Annotated in this window: 11 protein-coding genes and 1 tRNA gene; 7 read left to right on the forward strand and 5 right to left on the reverse strand. The window is 54.5% G+C overall.

What is annotated here, in order from left to right; all coding sequences use genetic code 11:
- Window positions 1–4: 4 nt before the first annotated feature.
- The 5 genes from NG653_RS11060 to NG653_RS11080 all read left to right on the forward strand — a co-directional run bounded on the left by NG653_RS11060 (window position 5) and on the right by NG653_RS11080 (window position 7,644).
- Window positions 5–1,090, forward strand: a complete 1,086-nt coding sequence (locus tag NG653_RS11060; protein WP_252741766.1) for an efflux RND transporter periplasmic adaptor subunit — start codon at window positions 5–7, stop codon at window positions 1,088–1,090.
- Window positions 1,091–1,106: 16 nt separating this feature from the next.
- Window positions 1,107–4,313, forward strand: a complete 3,207-nt coding sequence (locus NG653_RS11065; RefSeq protein ID WP_252741767.1) for an efflux RND transporter permease subunit — start codon at window positions 1,107–1,109, stop codon at window positions 4,311–4,313.
- 1 nt (window position 4,314) lies between these two features.
- Window positions 4,315–4,620: a hypothetical protein gene (locus tag NG653_RS11070; RefSeq protein WP_252741768.1), complete on the forward strand. Its 306-nt coding sequence runs from the start codon at window positions 4,315–4,317 to the stop codon at window positions 4,618–4,620.
- Between the two features lie 251 nt (window positions 4,621–4,871).
- Entirely contained in the window at window positions 4,872–6,134 is a 1,263-nt protein-coding gene (locus tag NG653_RS11075) for a cation:proton antiporter (protein WP_252741769.1), read from the forward strand.
- A 181-nt stretch (window positions 6,135–6,315) separates the two neighbouring features.
- Window positions 6,316–7,644, forward strand: a complete 1,329-nt coding sequence (locus NG653_RS11080; RefSeq protein ID WP_252741770.1) for a hypothetical protein — start codon at window positions 6,316–6,318, stop codon at window positions 7,642–7,644.
- Between the two features lie 149 nt (window positions 7,645–7,793).
- On the opposite strand, the gene NG653_RS11085 is transcribed toward NG653_RS11080, so the two are convergent.
- From NG653_RS11085 to NG653_RS11100, 4 genes are all read right to left on the reverse strand, one after another.
- The gene (locus NG653_RS11085; protein ID WP_252741771.1) at window positions 7,794–8,831 is read right to left on the reverse strand and encodes an HAD family hydrolase; all 1,038 of its coding nucleotides are present in this window, start codon (window positions 8,829–8,831) and stop codon (window positions 7,794–7,796) included.
- Window positions 8,832–8,912: 81 nt separating this feature from the next.
- Window positions 8,913–10,484 carry an arylsulfatase gene (locus NG653_RS11090; protein WP_252741772.1) on the reverse strand — a complete coding sequence of 524 codons (1,572 nt, stop codon included), beginning with the start codon at window positions 10,482–10,484 and terminating at the stop codon, window positions 8,913–8,915.
- 274 nt (window positions 10,485–10,758) lie between these two features.
- On the reverse strand, window positions 10,759–11,643 hold the full coding sequence (locus NG653_RS11095) for a helix-turn-helix domain-containing protein (protein ID WP_252741773.1): 885 nt from the start codon (window positions 11,641–11,643) through the stop codon (window positions 10,759–10,761).
- Between the two features lie 237 nt (window positions 11,644–11,880).
- On the reverse strand, window positions 11,881–12,519 hold the full coding sequence (locus NG653_RS11100) for an outer membrane beta-barrel protein (RefSeq protein WP_252741774.1): 639 nt from the start codon (window positions 12,517–12,519) through the stop codon (window positions 11,881–11,883).
- A 641-nt stretch (window positions 12,520–13,160) separates the two neighbouring features.
- On the opposite strand from NG653_RS11100, the gene NG653_RS11105 reads away from it, so the two are divergent.
- Complete coding sequence (locus tag NG653_RS11105) at window positions 13,161–13,634, forward strand: hypothetical protein (protein ID WP_252741775.1); 474 nt, start codon at window positions 13,161–13,163, stop codon at window positions 13,632–13,634.
- A gap of 83 nt (window positions 13,635–13,717) precedes the next feature.
- On the opposite strand, the gene NG653_RS11110 is transcribed toward NG653_RS11105, so the two are convergent.
- Window positions 13,718–14,398, reverse strand: coding sequence for a hypothetical protein (locus NG653_RS11110; protein ID WP_252741776.1), 681 nt, complete (start codon window positions 14,396–14,398; stop codon window positions 13,718–13,720).
- A gap of 386 nt (window positions 14,399–14,784) precedes the next feature.
- On the opposite strand from NG653_RS11110, the gene NG653_RS11115 reads away from it, so the two are divergent.
- A tRNA-Pro gene (locus NG653_RS11115) sits at window positions 14,785–14,861 on the forward strand.
- Window positions 14,862–15,065: the final 204 nt, after the last annotated feature.

Genomic DNA, 15,065 nt, shown 5'->3' on the forward strand with positions numbered 1-15,065 from the left:
AATCATGAAACGATCAAACCTGTTTTTACTCACCTTAGCTGCCACACTTTTCTCTTCGGGCTGCGGGGATTCTTCCACTCCTGACGCCAACGGCAACATGTCCCCGGTAGCGGTCAGGGTGGTCCCGACCGGGGCCGGCCAGGAGCCCGCCTTCCTAACGATCAGCGGCAAGGTGGAAGCCGGGCAAAGCGCCCGGGTAAGTACGCGGATGATGGGGTACATCACCCGCATCCATGCCAGGGTTGGGGAAACTGTAAACGAAGGTCAACTCCTGGTCTCCCTCCAAAATGAAGGCTTGCAGGCGAAAACAGCCCAGGCCCGGGCCGGGGTGGCCGAGGCGAAGGCCGCTTATGAAAATGCCCGGAAAGATTTCGAGCGGTTCCAGAACCTCTATGCCTCCGAAAGTGCCTCCCAAAAGGAACTGGACGATATGGCGGCCCGTTTTGAAATGGCTGCCGCCCGGCTGAATGCGGCCCGCGAAATGGAAAACGAAGTGGAAGCCGAAGGGTCATACGTCCGCATCCGGGCGCCTTTTTCGGGGGTAATCACCCAGAAATATGCCGAAGAAGGGGACCTGGCCAGCCCGGGAATGCCCCTGTTGGGCCTGGAGAACCCCGGACGCTTCAAGGTGAGCGCCCTGGTACCCGAGAATGAGGTTAGCAGGGTACGGGAGGGCGACACGGCCAGGGTCCTCATCAAATCCCTGGGCCTGCAAGTCCCGGGAACCGTAAGCGAGCTGAGCTCCTCCGCCATGGCCACAGGAGGGCAATACCGGGTGACGATTAGCCTTCCCAAACCAGTGGAAGGGCTCCGCTCGGGCATGTATGCCAGTGTCCGCTTCCCGGGCCAACCCAAAGCAGGGCCAGCCCGGGGGTCCCTGTTGATCCCCCGCGAAGCCATAGTGACCCAGGGCCAGCTCACCGGGGTCTACACGGTCAGCCAAAGCCAGACAGCCCTGTTGCGCTGGCTCCGCCTGGGCCGGGAATACGGGGAGCAGGTGGAAGTGCTTTCCGGACTCCGGCCCGGGGAAACCCTGATCATTTCCGCCGAAGGAAAACTCTATAACGGGGCCCCGCTCCGGATTCAGTAACCAGAAGATTCTAAAGATGAAAGACGGATTAGCCGGCAAAATCGCCCGAGCCTTTATAGATTCCAAACTCACCGTACTGCTGATGATCGTCTTCATGGTCATCGGGGTGTACAGCTCCTTCCTAATCCCCAGGGAGGAGGAGCCCCAGATCGATGTCCCCATGGCAGACATCTTTGTCCGCTACCCGGGGGCCAGCCCTGAGGAAGTGGAATCGCGGGTGGTCAAGCCCCTTGAAAAACTGGTCTTCAACATTCCCGGGGTGGAATACGTGTACGCCACAGCCAGCCAGGGACAGGCCATGGTGATCGTGCAGTTCTACGTGGGGGAAGACATTGAGCGCTCCTTTGTGAAGCTGTACAACGAGATCAACAAACACATGGACATAATGCCCCGGGGGGTTAGTTTCCCCCTGGTGAAAACCCGGGCCATTGATGATGTCCCCATGCTGGCCCTCACCCTGTGGAGCGAAACCTACGACGACTTCCAGTTGGGAAAAATGGCCGGGGAACTGGCTGAAGAAATCGAAAAAGTGCCGGAAGTTTCGGTGACCAAACGGATTGGGGGCCGAAGCCGCGAGTTGCGCATTGTCCTGGATAAGGACCGGCTGGCCGCCAGCGGGCTGGATTTTGCCGCAGTGGCTGAAACGGTACAGGGTGCCAATACCCAGGCCCACGCCGGCAGCTTTGACCGGAACGATACGGAATTCCTGGTGAAAAGCGGTGGGTTCTTCCGGTCGGCCCAGGAGGTGGAAAACCTTATTGTCGGGGTCCAGGACGGGCATCCGGTGTACCTGAAGCAAATCGCCTCGGTGGTGGATGGCCCCGAGGTGCCGGTGAATTACGTTTCCATGGGCTTCGGGCAGGCGGGCGCCCGGGGCGCGGACTACCCTTCGGAGTACCCGGCCGTAACCATTTCGGTGGCCAAGCGCAAAGGGGCCGATGCCATGAAGATTTCCCAGGTGATCCTCGATAAGGTGGAAACCCTCAGGCAAAACCTCATCCCCGATGACGTCCATGTGGAAGTGACCCGGAATTACGGGGAAACGGCCTCCCAAAAGGTTTCGGAACTCCTGATGCACCTGATCGGCGCCATTGTGGCTGTGACCCTGGTGGTGATGCTGGCCATGGGGCTGCGGGGGGGCCTGGTCGTCTTCCTTTCGGTGCCCATCACCTTCGCCCTGACCCTGTTGAGTTATTATATGCTCGACTACACCCTGAACCGGATTACCCTGTTCGCCCTGGTATTCGTTACGGGAATCGTAGTGGATGATTCCATCATCATTGCCGAAAACATGCACCGGCACTTTAAAATGAAGCGCCTACCCTTTAAGCAGGCCGCCCTGTATGCGATCAACGAGGTGGGCAACCCCACCATCCTGGCGACCTTTACCGTGATCGCCTCGGTCCTGCCTATGGCGTTTGTCTCCGGCCTGATGGGACCCTATATGTCGCCCATGCCCATCGGGGCGTCCATCGCCATGATCCTGTCGCTGTTTGTGGCCCTGACCATCACCCCCTACCTGGGGTACCTCCTGCTCAGGGAAAAAGACAAAGAAGGGTCTAAGGACCCTGGACAGGGTTCAGAAGACCTGCAGAAGACCTTTATCTACCGCTGGTATGAGCGCCTGGAAAAACCCCTGATCGAGAACCGCAAAAAACGATACCTGTTTTTGGGGATTACCGTGCTGTTGCTGCTTGGGTCGGTCGCCATGTTCTTCACCCGCGCCGTGGCGGTGAAGATGCTCCCTTTTGACAACAAGAACGAGTTCCAGGTGGTCATCGACATGCCCGAGGGCACCACCCTGGAACGCACCGCGGTGGTCGCCCGGGAAATCGGGCAGTACCTGGGCACCCGGCCCGAGGTGGTGAATTACCAGGCCTATGTGGGCACCTCCGCCCCGATTACCTTCAACGGCCTGGTGCGCCACTACGACCTGAGGGGGGGCAGCAACATGGCCGACATCCAGGTAAACCTTACAGACAAACACGACCGGTCGGCCCAGAGCCACGACATCGCAAAAGCCCTGCGCCCGGAAATCCAGCGGATCGGGGCGGCCTACAACGCCAATGTGAAGCTGGTGGAAGTGCCCCCGGGGCCCCCGGTCCTCTCCACCATCGTAGCCGAGGTTTACGGGCCCGATTACGACCAGCAGATTGTACTTGCCGATTCCCTGCAGCAGCTCCTGGCCCGGACCCGGGATGTGGTGGATGTGGACTGGATGGTGGAAGAACCACAGGTGGAATTCACCTACCAGGTAGACCGTGAAAAATCGCTGCGTTACGGGGTAGCCCCGGGCCAGATTACCCGGAACATGCACCTGGCCCTTTCCGGGGAGCCCATCAGCGCCCTGTACGACGAAAAAGCCCTGGACCAGGTGGGGATGGTGCTGGCCCTGGATGAAAAAGAAAAGGCGTCCGTGGCGGATATTTCCCAGCTCCAGGTCCGCTCCGGCCAGGGGGGGGTGGTACCCCTGGGCGACCTGGTGGAGATACAGGAAGGACAAAAACCCTACAGCATCTACCGTAAAAACCTCAAGAGGGTGGTGTATGTGCTGGCCGACATGGCCGGGGAACTGGAAAGCCCGGTATATGCGATCCTGGGCATGGAAGAACGCCTGAAGGCCCTTCCCCTGCCCCCGGGGTACACCCTGGAGGAACGCTACCTGAACGCCCCGGAGTACGAAGATGACTTTACCGTGAAATGGGACGGGGAATGGCAGGTGACCATGGAGGTTTTCCGCGACCTGGGCCTGGCCTTTGCCGGGGTGATCGTCATCATCTACATCCTGATCGTGGGCTGGTTCCAGAACTTCAAGGCCCCGGTGGTCATGATGGTGGCCATCCCCCTCTCACTGGTGGGGATCGTGATCGGACACTGGTTGTTGGACGCCTTTTTTACGGCCACCTCCTTTATCGGGATGATTGCCCTGGCGGGCATCATGGTGCGGAACTCCGTGTTGCTGATCGATTTCGTAAACCTGCGCGTGGCCGACGGGGTCCCCCTGAAGCAAGCAGTGATCGAAGCCGGGGCGGTGCGCACCACCCCCATCCTGCTTACGGCCGGGACCGTGGTCATCGGGGCCTTTGTGATCCTGTTTGACCCCATTTTCCAGGGGCTGGCCATCTCCCTTATGGGGGGGACCATTGCCTCCACGGTACTGACCTTACTGGTGGTGCCCCTGGTGTATTACCTCATAGAGCGAAAAAACCATAAAGAAGAGTAAGATGAAACTGGTAATCGTAACAGCAGTAGAACAGTTCAAGGGCGATGTCCTCCGGCTTTTCAAGCAGGCCGGCATCGAGAGTTTCAGCGGTTCGGAAATCGACGGCTACAAGACGGCCCCTTCCCTGATGATGGCCCGGAGCTGGTTTCCCGGGGAGCGGGGGGGGAACGAATCCAGCCTGTTTTTTTCATTTACAGACCAGGGGCACATCGAGGGCCTTTTCGGCCTGATCCGGGCCTTTAATGCCACCCTGGAAACCAACAACCCGATCAAGGCCGTGGTGGTACCTATCGAACAATCGATCTGAATCTCCTGGTGTGGCTCCCGGACCCGGGTTGTCAATAATTGCCTGAATCAATTGGCCCACTATACCCGGGACGAGGGTTGCCTGCCCACCGGCATCAACAACCGGGTTTCCAGCCTGGTTATCAAGCGGATCAATTAGTGGCTTGCAAGAACAAGTTCCTGTGAAAATCCGGGCCGATGGCCCGGATTTTTCTTGACGTATTTGCAGATATGGTGTACTTTCGGGATTCCCCTTCAATAACACCCGGCCCTATGAACTACTTTGTCATCACCACCATTCTGGTACTGATCTCCGCTGTATTCGGTTACTGGAACGTGCGTTTTATCAAGCTGCCAAACACCATAGGGCTTACCGTGATCAGCATTGCCTTTACCCTGGCGGTATTTGCCCTGAGCTATATCGACGATTCCCTGCTGGAGGCGGAGCGCTATATCATCACCCATATTGACTTCAAGACCGTCCTGCTCGACCTCATGCTGGGGTTCCTGCTTTTTGCGGGTGCCCTGCATACGGACCTGGAGAAATTAAAGAAGCACCGGTGGCCAATCCTTGCCTTTGCCACCTTTGGGGTGCTGGTATCGACCTTCCTGATCGGGGGGGCGAGCTATTACGTGGTGCGGTTGTTTGGGATGGAAGTCCCCTTCATTTACTGCCTGCTCTTCGGGGCCCTGATCTCCCCTACCGACCCCATTGCCGTCCTTGGGATCCTCAAGCAGATTGGGGCACCCAAAAAGCTGGAGATCAAAATCGTGGGAGAATCCCTTTTCAATGATGGGGTTGGAGTGGTCATTTTCCTCACCATTTTCAGCCTGGCAAAAAGCCCGGGGGCGGAATTCTCCATCCTGGAGGTGGGCCAACTCTTTGTCCACGAGGTATTCGGGGGGGTCATGCTGGGGGTTGTACTGGGGTGGATCACCTTCCAGATGATGCGCCGCATCGACGATTATGCCGTGGAGGTGATTATTTCGCTGGCTGCCGTAATGGGGGGGATCGTCCTGTCGCAGTACTTGCATGTATCGGGACCCCTGGCTATGGTCATCGCCGGGCTTTTTGTAGGTGGCAGCCGGAACCGTTCCCTGGCCATGTCGGAAATCACGGAAACCTATGTGGATAAATTCTGGGAACTGATCGACATCCTGCTCAATACCATCCTCTTTGTCCTGATCGGGATGGAAATCCTGGTCCTGGACCTAGAATCGGAATACATCCTGGCCGGGGTCCTGATGATCCCCATAGCCCTGCTGTGCCGGTATGCCTCCCTGCTGTTACCCGTGCGCATTTTTCAAAGGCCCCTGGAATTCCTGCCGCATACCAACCTGGTGATGACCTGGGGTGGCCTGAGGGGGGCTATTTCCATTGCCCTGGCCCTGGGCCTGACCCAGGAAATGTACCGGGACCTTTTCCTGGTAATGACCTATGTGGTGGTGATTTTCTCCATCATCGGGCAGGGTCTGACCGTAAACCCCCTGATCAAAAGGCTTCAGAAAATCTGGAAAATCGATTTACGGGAGTAAGGTGACTTTTGTCACTTTCCGGTTCACCATTAATTCACAACTTTGGGGTTACCGAAATTACCGTCCTATGCCTTTCCTTACCAGAAAAGGGATCATCCCGCTGCTCGGGATACTCCTCATCGCAGGTGGACCTTCCCTCCGTTCCCAGCATGTAAATCCTGTCAAAGCAAAAGAACGTAACATGCTGGAGCACCAACTCCCTGATACCACCCAGGAAATCCATGGGGGGTTGCATTCCCTGCAGGAGTTCTTCGGGCTGGGGACCATCACGGGCCACCTGCGCAACTTCTTTATGAGCACCCACAATGAGGGCAGCCTCAGGGATTACTATGCAAACGCCATAGGCGGCTCCATGCGGTTCCGCTCCCACGAATTCTATAATTTTGAGTTCGGGGCGGCCGGAATCTTCACCTACAAACTGTTTTCCAACGACCTGAATGAGCCGGATCCGGTTGTCGGGCGGGTCTCCAAGTGGGAGCATGAACTCTTCGACATCCTGAACCTGGGGAACTTCAATGACCTGGACCGGCTTGAGGAACTCTACGTCCGGTACAATTTTTCCAGGGGGAATATCACCTACGGAAAAATGGAAATAGAAGACACCCCCTTGCTGAACCGGTCCGACGGCCGCATGAAGCCCTTTGCCTTCAAGGGCTTTTGGCTGAACTACGCCCCGGCCGATAACCACCACCTGCAAGTGACCTGGATTGACCGGATTTCGCCCCGGAGCACCGTGGAATGGTTCGATTTCAATGAAGGGATCGGCCTTTCCTTCAATGGGTTCCAGCCAGACGGCACGGAGGCGGAATACCACGAACACCTGGAGTCAGACGGGTTGGCCATGTTGGGGTACCACACCCGCCTGCGCGATTTCAGGCTGGAATTCTACCAGTATTACCTGCACCATATTTCCCATATTACCTGGGCAGCCCTGGAATACCGCAAGAACGCCTGGGGCCTTGGCCTGCAGTACTCCGTCCAGTTCCCGGATGGCTTCCAGAACGACCTGGAATACGAACAGCGCTACATGCAACCCGGGGAGCGGGGGCAGGTGCTCAGTGGAAGGGTCCGCTACCACTTTGGGGACTGGGACCTATGGGGTGCCTATACCCATGCGTTTGACACAGGCCGCTACCTCTTCCCCAGGGAACTGGGGCGGGACCAGTTTTACACCTCCACGCAACGCTCGCGCCTCGAGGGCTTTGGGGATACAGATATCATTACCCTGGGGACAGAAGTGCATTTTGGAAGGGACCACTTCACCGGGGGCCTGGAATACACCCGGCTTTTCGGGCCCGAGGTTAATGCCTACGAATTCAATAAATACAACCTGGATGCCTACCAGCAGGTGAACCTGAAACTGGACTACGCCTTCAAGGGTTTTCTGGAAGGAATGCACATGCAGCTGCTGTACGTCTACAAAAACAACCTGAACAACAACGCGCCCGAGGTCATTTTCAATATCAGCAACTTCCATCAGTTGAACTTCGTCACGAATTTTGAGTTTTGACGGAAAAACCGGGAAGTGCAATCCTCCTTGAATGGGGGCAATGACCCCTCCCCCAACGGCAAGGTACACCACAAGGCTGCAATTTCCTTTCGCACCTTAAAACACCAATGCTTCCATAAAACCCTGACAGCCAACCCTGTCCTGAGAGGCTATTCCACTGTCTGGAAGGGATAAACCACTTTCCAGTCGGTTTTCATATCGATAACGGTCCAACCCTTTTCCCGGGCCTCATCCAGGCCCTTGTCGAGGCGGCCGATATGGGAATCCCGGTCATAGGCCCATTCCCGTTCTGCATCCGTATGATGGAGGTACAGCATAAAGGCGCCCTTCGGGTTGGAAGCCGTATACTGGAGCATCTGCAGGTCCCCGTCGGAGTTTCCGGAGGCGAATATGGGTTTTTTACCAATAAATTTATGGATACCCACGGGCTTGCCGGCCTTGTCGTCGATGAAATCCAGTTCCGGCAGTTTGCGGATCACCGGGGACCCTGCGTTGTAGTCAAATTCGGCTTTAATGCTGCTGCCCACCACCTGGTGGGGGGGGATGCCATAAACCTCCTCGGTCCAGGGGCGCATAAAATCAATCCCTCCTCCGGAAACAATAAAGGTGGTAAACCCGTTGTCCCGGAGGTAGTCCAGCAATTCCAGCATGGGCTGGTAGACCAGTGTATTGTAGGGCTGGTCAAACCGGGGGTGCCTGGCCCTTTCCAGCCAGTCCTTCACAGAGGCGTCAAAGTCAGCTGTAGTCATGCCTGCATGAGAGGCCATCACCAGTTTAATGAGCCCGGGTTCCCCTTCAGCCATCAGGGCCTGCATATCCCCTTCCAGCAGGGCTTTAAATGGCTGCTGGTCCTTCCATTCGGGGTGATCGGAAGCCATGGCCCTGACCCGGTCGATGGCAAACTGCAACTGAAAATAAAAAGGTTGCTCCGACCAGAGGTTTCCATCATTGTCAAAGGTTGCGATGCGGTCAGCCTGAGGGACAAAGGTTGGGCTGCCTTCCCTGGTTACCCCTTCCACAAAAGCCATGATAGCCTCCTTGGTTTTACCTTCGTTCCAGGAAGGCAGGGGGTCCACAGAGGTGGTTTCGACAGATACGGTTTCGCCCTCCGGTGGGGTTTGTTCTTTGCATGAACAAGGGACCAGGAGGAGTGCCATCAACAGGCTTGTATAAATGTTCACTTTCATAACAGGGATAATTTTCCAATTAAACAAAAAGCCGCCCGAAACAAAGGCGGCCTTTTAAAATCCTGATTTAGTACCTTAAAGTTACTTACTGCCGGGAATCATCCCCTTGATCTGCTCTTCAATGGTACTGAGGCTCCAGTCGCCGGGTACCTGGCTGGGCGGATAATCCTTGAAGGTCATTAGCCAGTTCATGGCGTAATACTGCATGCCCCCCAGGGCAAAAGCCCGGTCGATATACCAGTCCCAATAGGTATTGGATCCCTCAAGGGCCTTCTCAAAAGGGTCCCTCCTTAAATGGAACAGGTACGGTCCCCTCAACTTGACAAAAGGCTCAAACCAGAGGGACAATTGCTTGGCACGCTGGACCTGGAACATCGCCTTCCAGGGTCCGTAGCGAAGGGCCACAACCTCCCCGCCGTCGTTTACATAAATGAAACCCTTGCGGGCCGATTCATCAGTTTTACCCATCAGGTAATCCAGCTGGTTGACCCCATCGATATAGTTTTTATAACTCCTTCCGTTCAGGCTTACCCCATTGCGGAGTTGTTCGGCTACCTTCGGGTTTCCCGCAATGGCAGCGAAGGTAGGCAGCCAGTCCTCATGGGATACGATTCCGTTTCGGTTCTCACCGGCCGGAAACTTGCCCGGCCATTTGATAAAGGCAGGGACGCGGTAAGCGCCTTCCCAGCTGCTGTTCTTTTCGCCGTGAAACGGGGTGGTACCCGCATCCGGCCAGGTATTGAAGTGGGGGCCGTTGTCGGTGGAATAAAACACGATGGTATTGTCGGCGATCCCGAGTTCTTCCAGGTAATCCAGCAACATGCCCACATGCATATCATGCTCGATCATCCCGTCTGTATACTCGTCATTTCCAGGGTGCCTGCGGTCTTCGCGCACATGCGTCCTGAAGTGCATCCGGGTCCCGTTCCACCAGGTGAAGAAAGGCTGACCCGCGTCAACCTGCTTCTTGATGAATTCCTTGGCTGCGGCCACGGTTTCGTCATCGATGGTTTCCATCCGTTTTTTGGTCAGGGCACCGGTATCTTCAATCCGCTGGCCGCCTTTGCCGTCAGCCCAGCTGTGGATTACACCGCGGGGTCCGAAAACCTCTTCAAACTTTTTCCCGTTGGCCAGCACCATCCCGGCCGGGTAATCCTCATTCTCAGGCTCTTCCTCGGCATTCAGGTGGTAGAGGTTCCCCAAGAATTCATCCCATCCGTGCATGGTGGGCAGGTGCTCATCCCGGTCCCCCTGGTGGTTTTTCCCAAACTGGCCGGTGGCATAGCCCTGGCTCTTCATGACCGTGGCAATGGTAACATCGGTTTTTTGCCAGCCCTGGGGCGCCCCGGGCATACCTACCTTGGTCATCCCGGTCCGCACGGGCACATTGCCTCCCAGAAAGGCTGCCCGGCCCGCGGTACAGCTCTGCTGGGCGTAATAATCCGTAAAGGAAAGTCCAGCCTTTGCAATTCGGTCTATGTTGGGGGTGTTGTACCCCATCATCCCGTGATTGTTGTGGCTGATGTTCCAGTATCCGACATCATCGCCCCAAATTACCAGGATGTTCGGCTTTTTTTGCCCCTCCAGGGACGCCGAAACTCCCAGGACCAGGGCAATCAGAATTAACTTTTTCCATTCGGCAAGAGTTCTCATAAGTTTTAAAGTATTTAGGTTGATTATTTTAAAATGGATAGCTACAGGTTCTCGAGTACGTGTTTTGCCTCCCTCATAGACCAGGGAAACAGGCATAAACCCCGCTTCGAAGAAAATACATTTTGAGCACGACACTATCAGGATTTTGCAACATTACCCGGGAAAATAAACTGTGAACATATACTTTATTCAGGAAAACCCTGTCGGTAGTGCCACCACCAGCCCTTGAGCGCCACCGGGCCAATCGGATACCGGGGAACCCGAACAATGGTCCCTACTGCAAGACCTGCCTTCGCCTAAGGGTTTCCGAAGGCACTTCTCCAAAAAGTCCCTTATAATCCGCTGAAAATTGGCCCAAATGCATAAATCCCAACTGGTAGGCAATAGCCCGTACCTCTGTAAACGAGGGATCGGCCACTTTTAACAGTTTCTGGGCCATGGCAAGCCTCAGGTTCTTGATATACCGGTGCGGGGTAAACCCCGTATACTTTTTGAAATTGTAATATAACGTGCGCATGGGCCCGCCATACAGGTCCACCAGGGCTTCCACGTCCACATCCTTCCCAGACCGGATAGTCTGGTGGATGAACTCGACGATTTCGTGTATGGCCACAAAGTTCACGGCGATATACTTCATGCAATTCTGGCACTCCGGATTCAGCAACTCATAAAGGGCCCATTTCAATTCTGCCACTTCAAATTTCCCGAATTGAATCGCATTAATGATGATCCATCTGAGGTTCCCTGCTGTTGCACGCCGTTTGACCGACTGCAAATCGATAGTGAAGTTCCAACTCAGGGGCAGGGGGATCCCTTCAGACCTCAACCAGGCGACCAACAGGGCCTCATCGATACTCACCGAATAGGAGGTAAAGCCAGAAGCCGCATCCACATCCAGGCCCCTTTCGGCATCAGTGACCAGCAGTTTGGACCGGGTCACCTCTTCTCCGTTCCAGATGCACCGGCCCGGGCAATCAATGAAGGTGAACATAACGCTCCCCTTCAGGTGGTGGCCATTGGCAAATACCCGCTTTCCGGTATATGCGGAATAAAAATTCACCTTCCCCTCGAGCTGGGAAAAGCCCCTTAGGTTGCCCTGGAAAGTGCCCTTTTCCTGCTGGATGACGTCCATCTGCCAGCCTACAAAGGCGGAGGCCATCTCATTAATATCCCTGGCAACAAAAATCTGAGGAGCCACCATAAGACCCTTTGATGTTGGTTATTAAGTGGGGAACTCCTGAAAGATAATAAAATAATGATTGGTGCAATAGGTTCGGGCCGGGATTTATGCCTATCCACCAACGGTGGCCCGGGATAACCCCTCAAACGGAGAGGGAAGGCCTTGGTCTCCCCTGGCGAGGGAGGACCATGAAGCCTTGCAGCATTCGAAAAGCCCCTAGGTCCCCAAACGGAAGACCAGCCCTCCGCTGAAACCGCCCATGACAATGGTGCTGCCCACATTTACCCCCGAGCTCACCCCACCGGTGCCGGCGCCGACGTAAAATCCGCCCCATTCCACCGGGAACAACAGGTTGCCCTGCAAATTCAGGCCCACGCGTTCGGTAAACATCACCACCACACCCCCTTTGAGCCCAAAACTAAACTTGGTAACACTGTCGAGGCCCCGGGGCGCGATATCGCGATCAACGTTGTCGGGGGAAAAAACGGAAAATCCGATCTGCCCGCCAAAAAACGGCCGCACTTTGTCGTTCCCGAAGTAACGGGTCCCCCCGAGCATGAACCAGTCTGCATTGAGATCGGATAGCCTGCTCTCCGAAGGGCTGGCAATCCGGTCGCGGATGCGGAGTTCAGTGCTCATGTTGATATAGGTAACCTCAAGCATATAGTTGGAACGGATCTCGTAGCCCAGGGATATCCCGAACATGCCGCTGTCATCCAATTTTATGTAATTGGGGCCATAGTTCAGTTTGCTTCCGAACTGGTAGCCATAAGTCGGGGTAATTTCAACGGCCTGGGCGTAGCCCCAGGACAGGGAAAGCAACATTAAGACGGAGAAGAGAATCACTTTTTTCATAGTACTGGAGGGTTTAAAGCATTGTATGATTGGTTCTTAAAGGTAATATTTTGATTGCGTAAACGGGATAATCTCTACCGGGAAAACACAACGACACACGATCAGGAAACACCGGGCCAGCAGAAGCATGACCAGCAGGAGTTGAACTACTGCGGCAGTGTTGAAAATTACTTTCATACCGATTTTTCGGATCCGCAAAATCCCTTGCATAGGGTTGGGAACCGGAAGTTTCGACTTTGTTTGCGGCCGAAAGCTAGTGGTTTCACCTTTTTCCCCACCGAAAATACCCAAATCTTTGCAAAAAAAAGATATCGCTCCTCGGGCGGTCCTGGCCACACCCCTCTGGCACAAGGGCTTCACGCCAGGGCCTTAAACGGAAGGGTCAATGCCCATAGCCCCGGGCCTTGGGGGGTTGGGCCAGCAAAACCTCGCTTTCAAAACACGCTGGAAAATGACGGGGCCTGCATCGGATCCTTGCGTGTTGATCCGGAACCTTTTGGACCGATGGCCAGGGCGCCCCGGTATACACTATCGGAAAATTGCAATTCCGGCAATGCCCCCGATTCCGGAAAAACAATTAAAACCGTACATTTAGGGCCGGCTCTTTTGAAACACACCTAATAACCTGAAAAAACACCCGTATGAAAACAGTCCTTATTTCCATGTCCGTGCTGATCCTGGGGATCCTGTCGGGCCGTGCCCAATCCAATGTAGAAGAAATTGACTTTATCCAGTCCATCTTCGGAGCTGAGAAAAAACAAATCACCTCCATGTTCATCAATTTGGAAGGCCAACAGGCCGACGCCTTCTGGAAACTATACGATGAATACGAAGTGAAGCGAAAACTCCTTGGCAAGGAGCGTTTTGAGCTGATCAGGCGGTATGCCGAAGAGTACAGCGGGATCACTGCCGAACAAACGGATGAACTGATGGGCAAGGCCATCAAACTCCGCAATGCCAACAACAAACTCGTCGACACCTACTACAAGAAAATCAGGAAGGCCGCCGGGTCTATAGCGGCAGCCCAGTTCCACCAGCTCGAATCGTATATCCAGGCCGAGATACGCACAGAGCTATTCGAGAGCATCCCCATCATTGGGGAATTGGATGACTGATTCCTTATCGCCCCTTTAGAAAAATGCCGCCAGGAGGAACCAGGCGGCATTTTTTTTTTAAGTCAATACGTGCCCGGGGAACCTTACTCTCCGCCCAGGGCCTCCGAGATTTTGGCCACATACTTTTCCGCAGCCTTATAGGCATCCTTCGGATCGGATAGTTCGGAGGTCACCACAAAAACCAGCTGGTCCTCCTCGGCCTCATCGAGGTTATAGCCCACCGTTTCCAGAACATACGTGGTAAAGGTAGTAGTGGTGCTGCCGGTGGGGATGTAGCCCCCGGCACTGTAATAAGGCCCATAGGCATACGGATAGCGGTAATAACTGTTAAAGCCCCCATAATGGCCCGGGTAGTAGGCGCCATACCCCATACCTACCGATACCCCGGAAGTAGTGGTTTGGGTCGTTTGCTGTTTGTCTTTCACGGTGGTCAGTACAATGGCGTCAAATCCCTCGCTTTGGATCATTTCCAGGACCTGTTGCGCCCGTTCTTCACTGACTTCGCGCTGGGGGTTCAACCTGGGGACTTTCTTATAACTTTCCGTAGCCTTAATCCCCCTTTCGGTCATGCCCTTTACAATTTCAGATTCAAAGGCCGTACGGGCCTGGTTATCGGCTGTCCGGGCGATTACAAGTACATTTTTCTGTTTGAATTTTTCAATGGTCCCGGGTTCCCCTTTCCATGAACTAAGGACTTTTACAGAACTCCCACAGCTTGTCAGGGAGAGCGCCAATACGATTAAAAGGGAATGGAAGTATTTCATAATTTAAGTAATAAGTAGTTAATATTAAAAAGTAAACTTCAAACCTGTGGAGATTTTTCACAAACGCAATACCATCTTACATTGCGTTCCCCTTGGGAACTTTCAGATTGGGGTAAATTGCCTTTTTTGGGTATCTACCCCGAACAGGAAAGGGCTTTCTTCCCTTCCGGTAAATATATCAGTAAATTCAAATAGATGGCGCAAAGGCGACCAAAAAATAATTACAGGTACCCATCGCCCAGATTACCCGGATCCCTGGACGCTTCCCTGCATGGCCCTGGGCAGGCCAATGGGGGCGTTCCGGCTAAATCCGCTATGCTTTGCCTAAACCTTTGAAGCCCCTCAATAAAATTGTAAAGGAATTTGCTATTTTTGTCGCACTTTTTCGGGATGTAGCGCAGCCCGGTAGCGCACTTCGTTCGGGACGAAGGGGTCGCAGGTTCAAATCCTGTCATCCCGACCAAGCAGAAAAGTGGTTTGCGAAAGCAAACCACTTTTTTCGTTTAGCCTGCGCCGAAAGTTTACTTTCGAAAGCCAGGCTAAAGGAAAAAAGTTAGAAGCGCCATCGGCGCTTCACTTTTCTATTTGCAGTAAGGGATAGAACGGATTGTCGCGCGCAAGCGCGAAAATCCGGAAAGCTTGCTCTGGCAAGCGGACAGGAATAAAA

The sequence above is a fragment of the Robiginitalea marina genome (assembly GCF_024006985.1).
Taxonomy (GTDB): Bacteria; Bacteroidota; Bacteroidia; order Flavobacteriales; family Flavobacteriaceae; genus Robiginitalea; species Robiginitalea marina.

Coding starts and splice junctions, on each gene's coding strand:
- NG653_RS11060 (WP_252741766.1), top strand. CDS start 5: ATGAAACGATCAAACCTGTTTTTACTCACCTTAGCTGCCACACTTTTC.
- NG653_RS11065 (WP_252741767.1), top strand. CDS start 1,107: ATGAAAGACGGATTAGCCGGCAAAATCGCCCGAGCCTTTATAGATTCC.
- NG653_RS11070 (WP_252741768.1), top strand. CDS start 4,315: ATGAAACTGGTAATCGTAACAGCAGTAGAACAGTTCAAGGGCGATGTC.
- NG653_RS11075 (WP_252741769.1), top strand. CDS start 4,872: ATGAACTACTTTGTCATCACCACCATTCTGGTACTGATCTCCGCTGTA.
- NG653_RS11080 (WP_252741770.1), top strand. CDS start 6,316: ATGCTGGAGCACCAACTCCCTGATACCACCCAGGAAATCCATGGGGGG.
- NG653_RS11085 (WP_252741771.1), bottom strand. CDS start 8,831: ATGAAAGTGAACATTTATACAAGCCTGTTGATGGCACTCCTCCTGGTC.
- NG653_RS11090 (WP_252741772.1), bottom strand. CDS start 10,484: ATGAGAACTCTTGCCGAATGGAAAAAGTTAATTCTGATTGCCCTGGTC.
- NG653_RS11095 (WP_252741773.1), bottom strand. CDS start 11,643: ATGGCCTCCGCCTTTGTAGGCTGGCAGATGGACGTCATCCAGCAGGAA.
- NG653_RS11100 (WP_252741774.1), bottom strand. CDS start 12,519: ATGAAAAAAGTGATTCTCTTCTCCGTCTTAATGTTGCTTTCCCTGTCC.
- NG653_RS11105 (WP_252741775.1), top strand. CDS start 13,161: ATGAAAACAGTCCTTATTTCCATGTCCGTGCTGATCCTGGGGATCCTG.
- NG653_RS11110 (WP_252741776.1), bottom strand. CDS start 14,398: ATGAAATACTTCCATTCCCTTTTAATCGTATTGGCGCTCTCCCTGACA.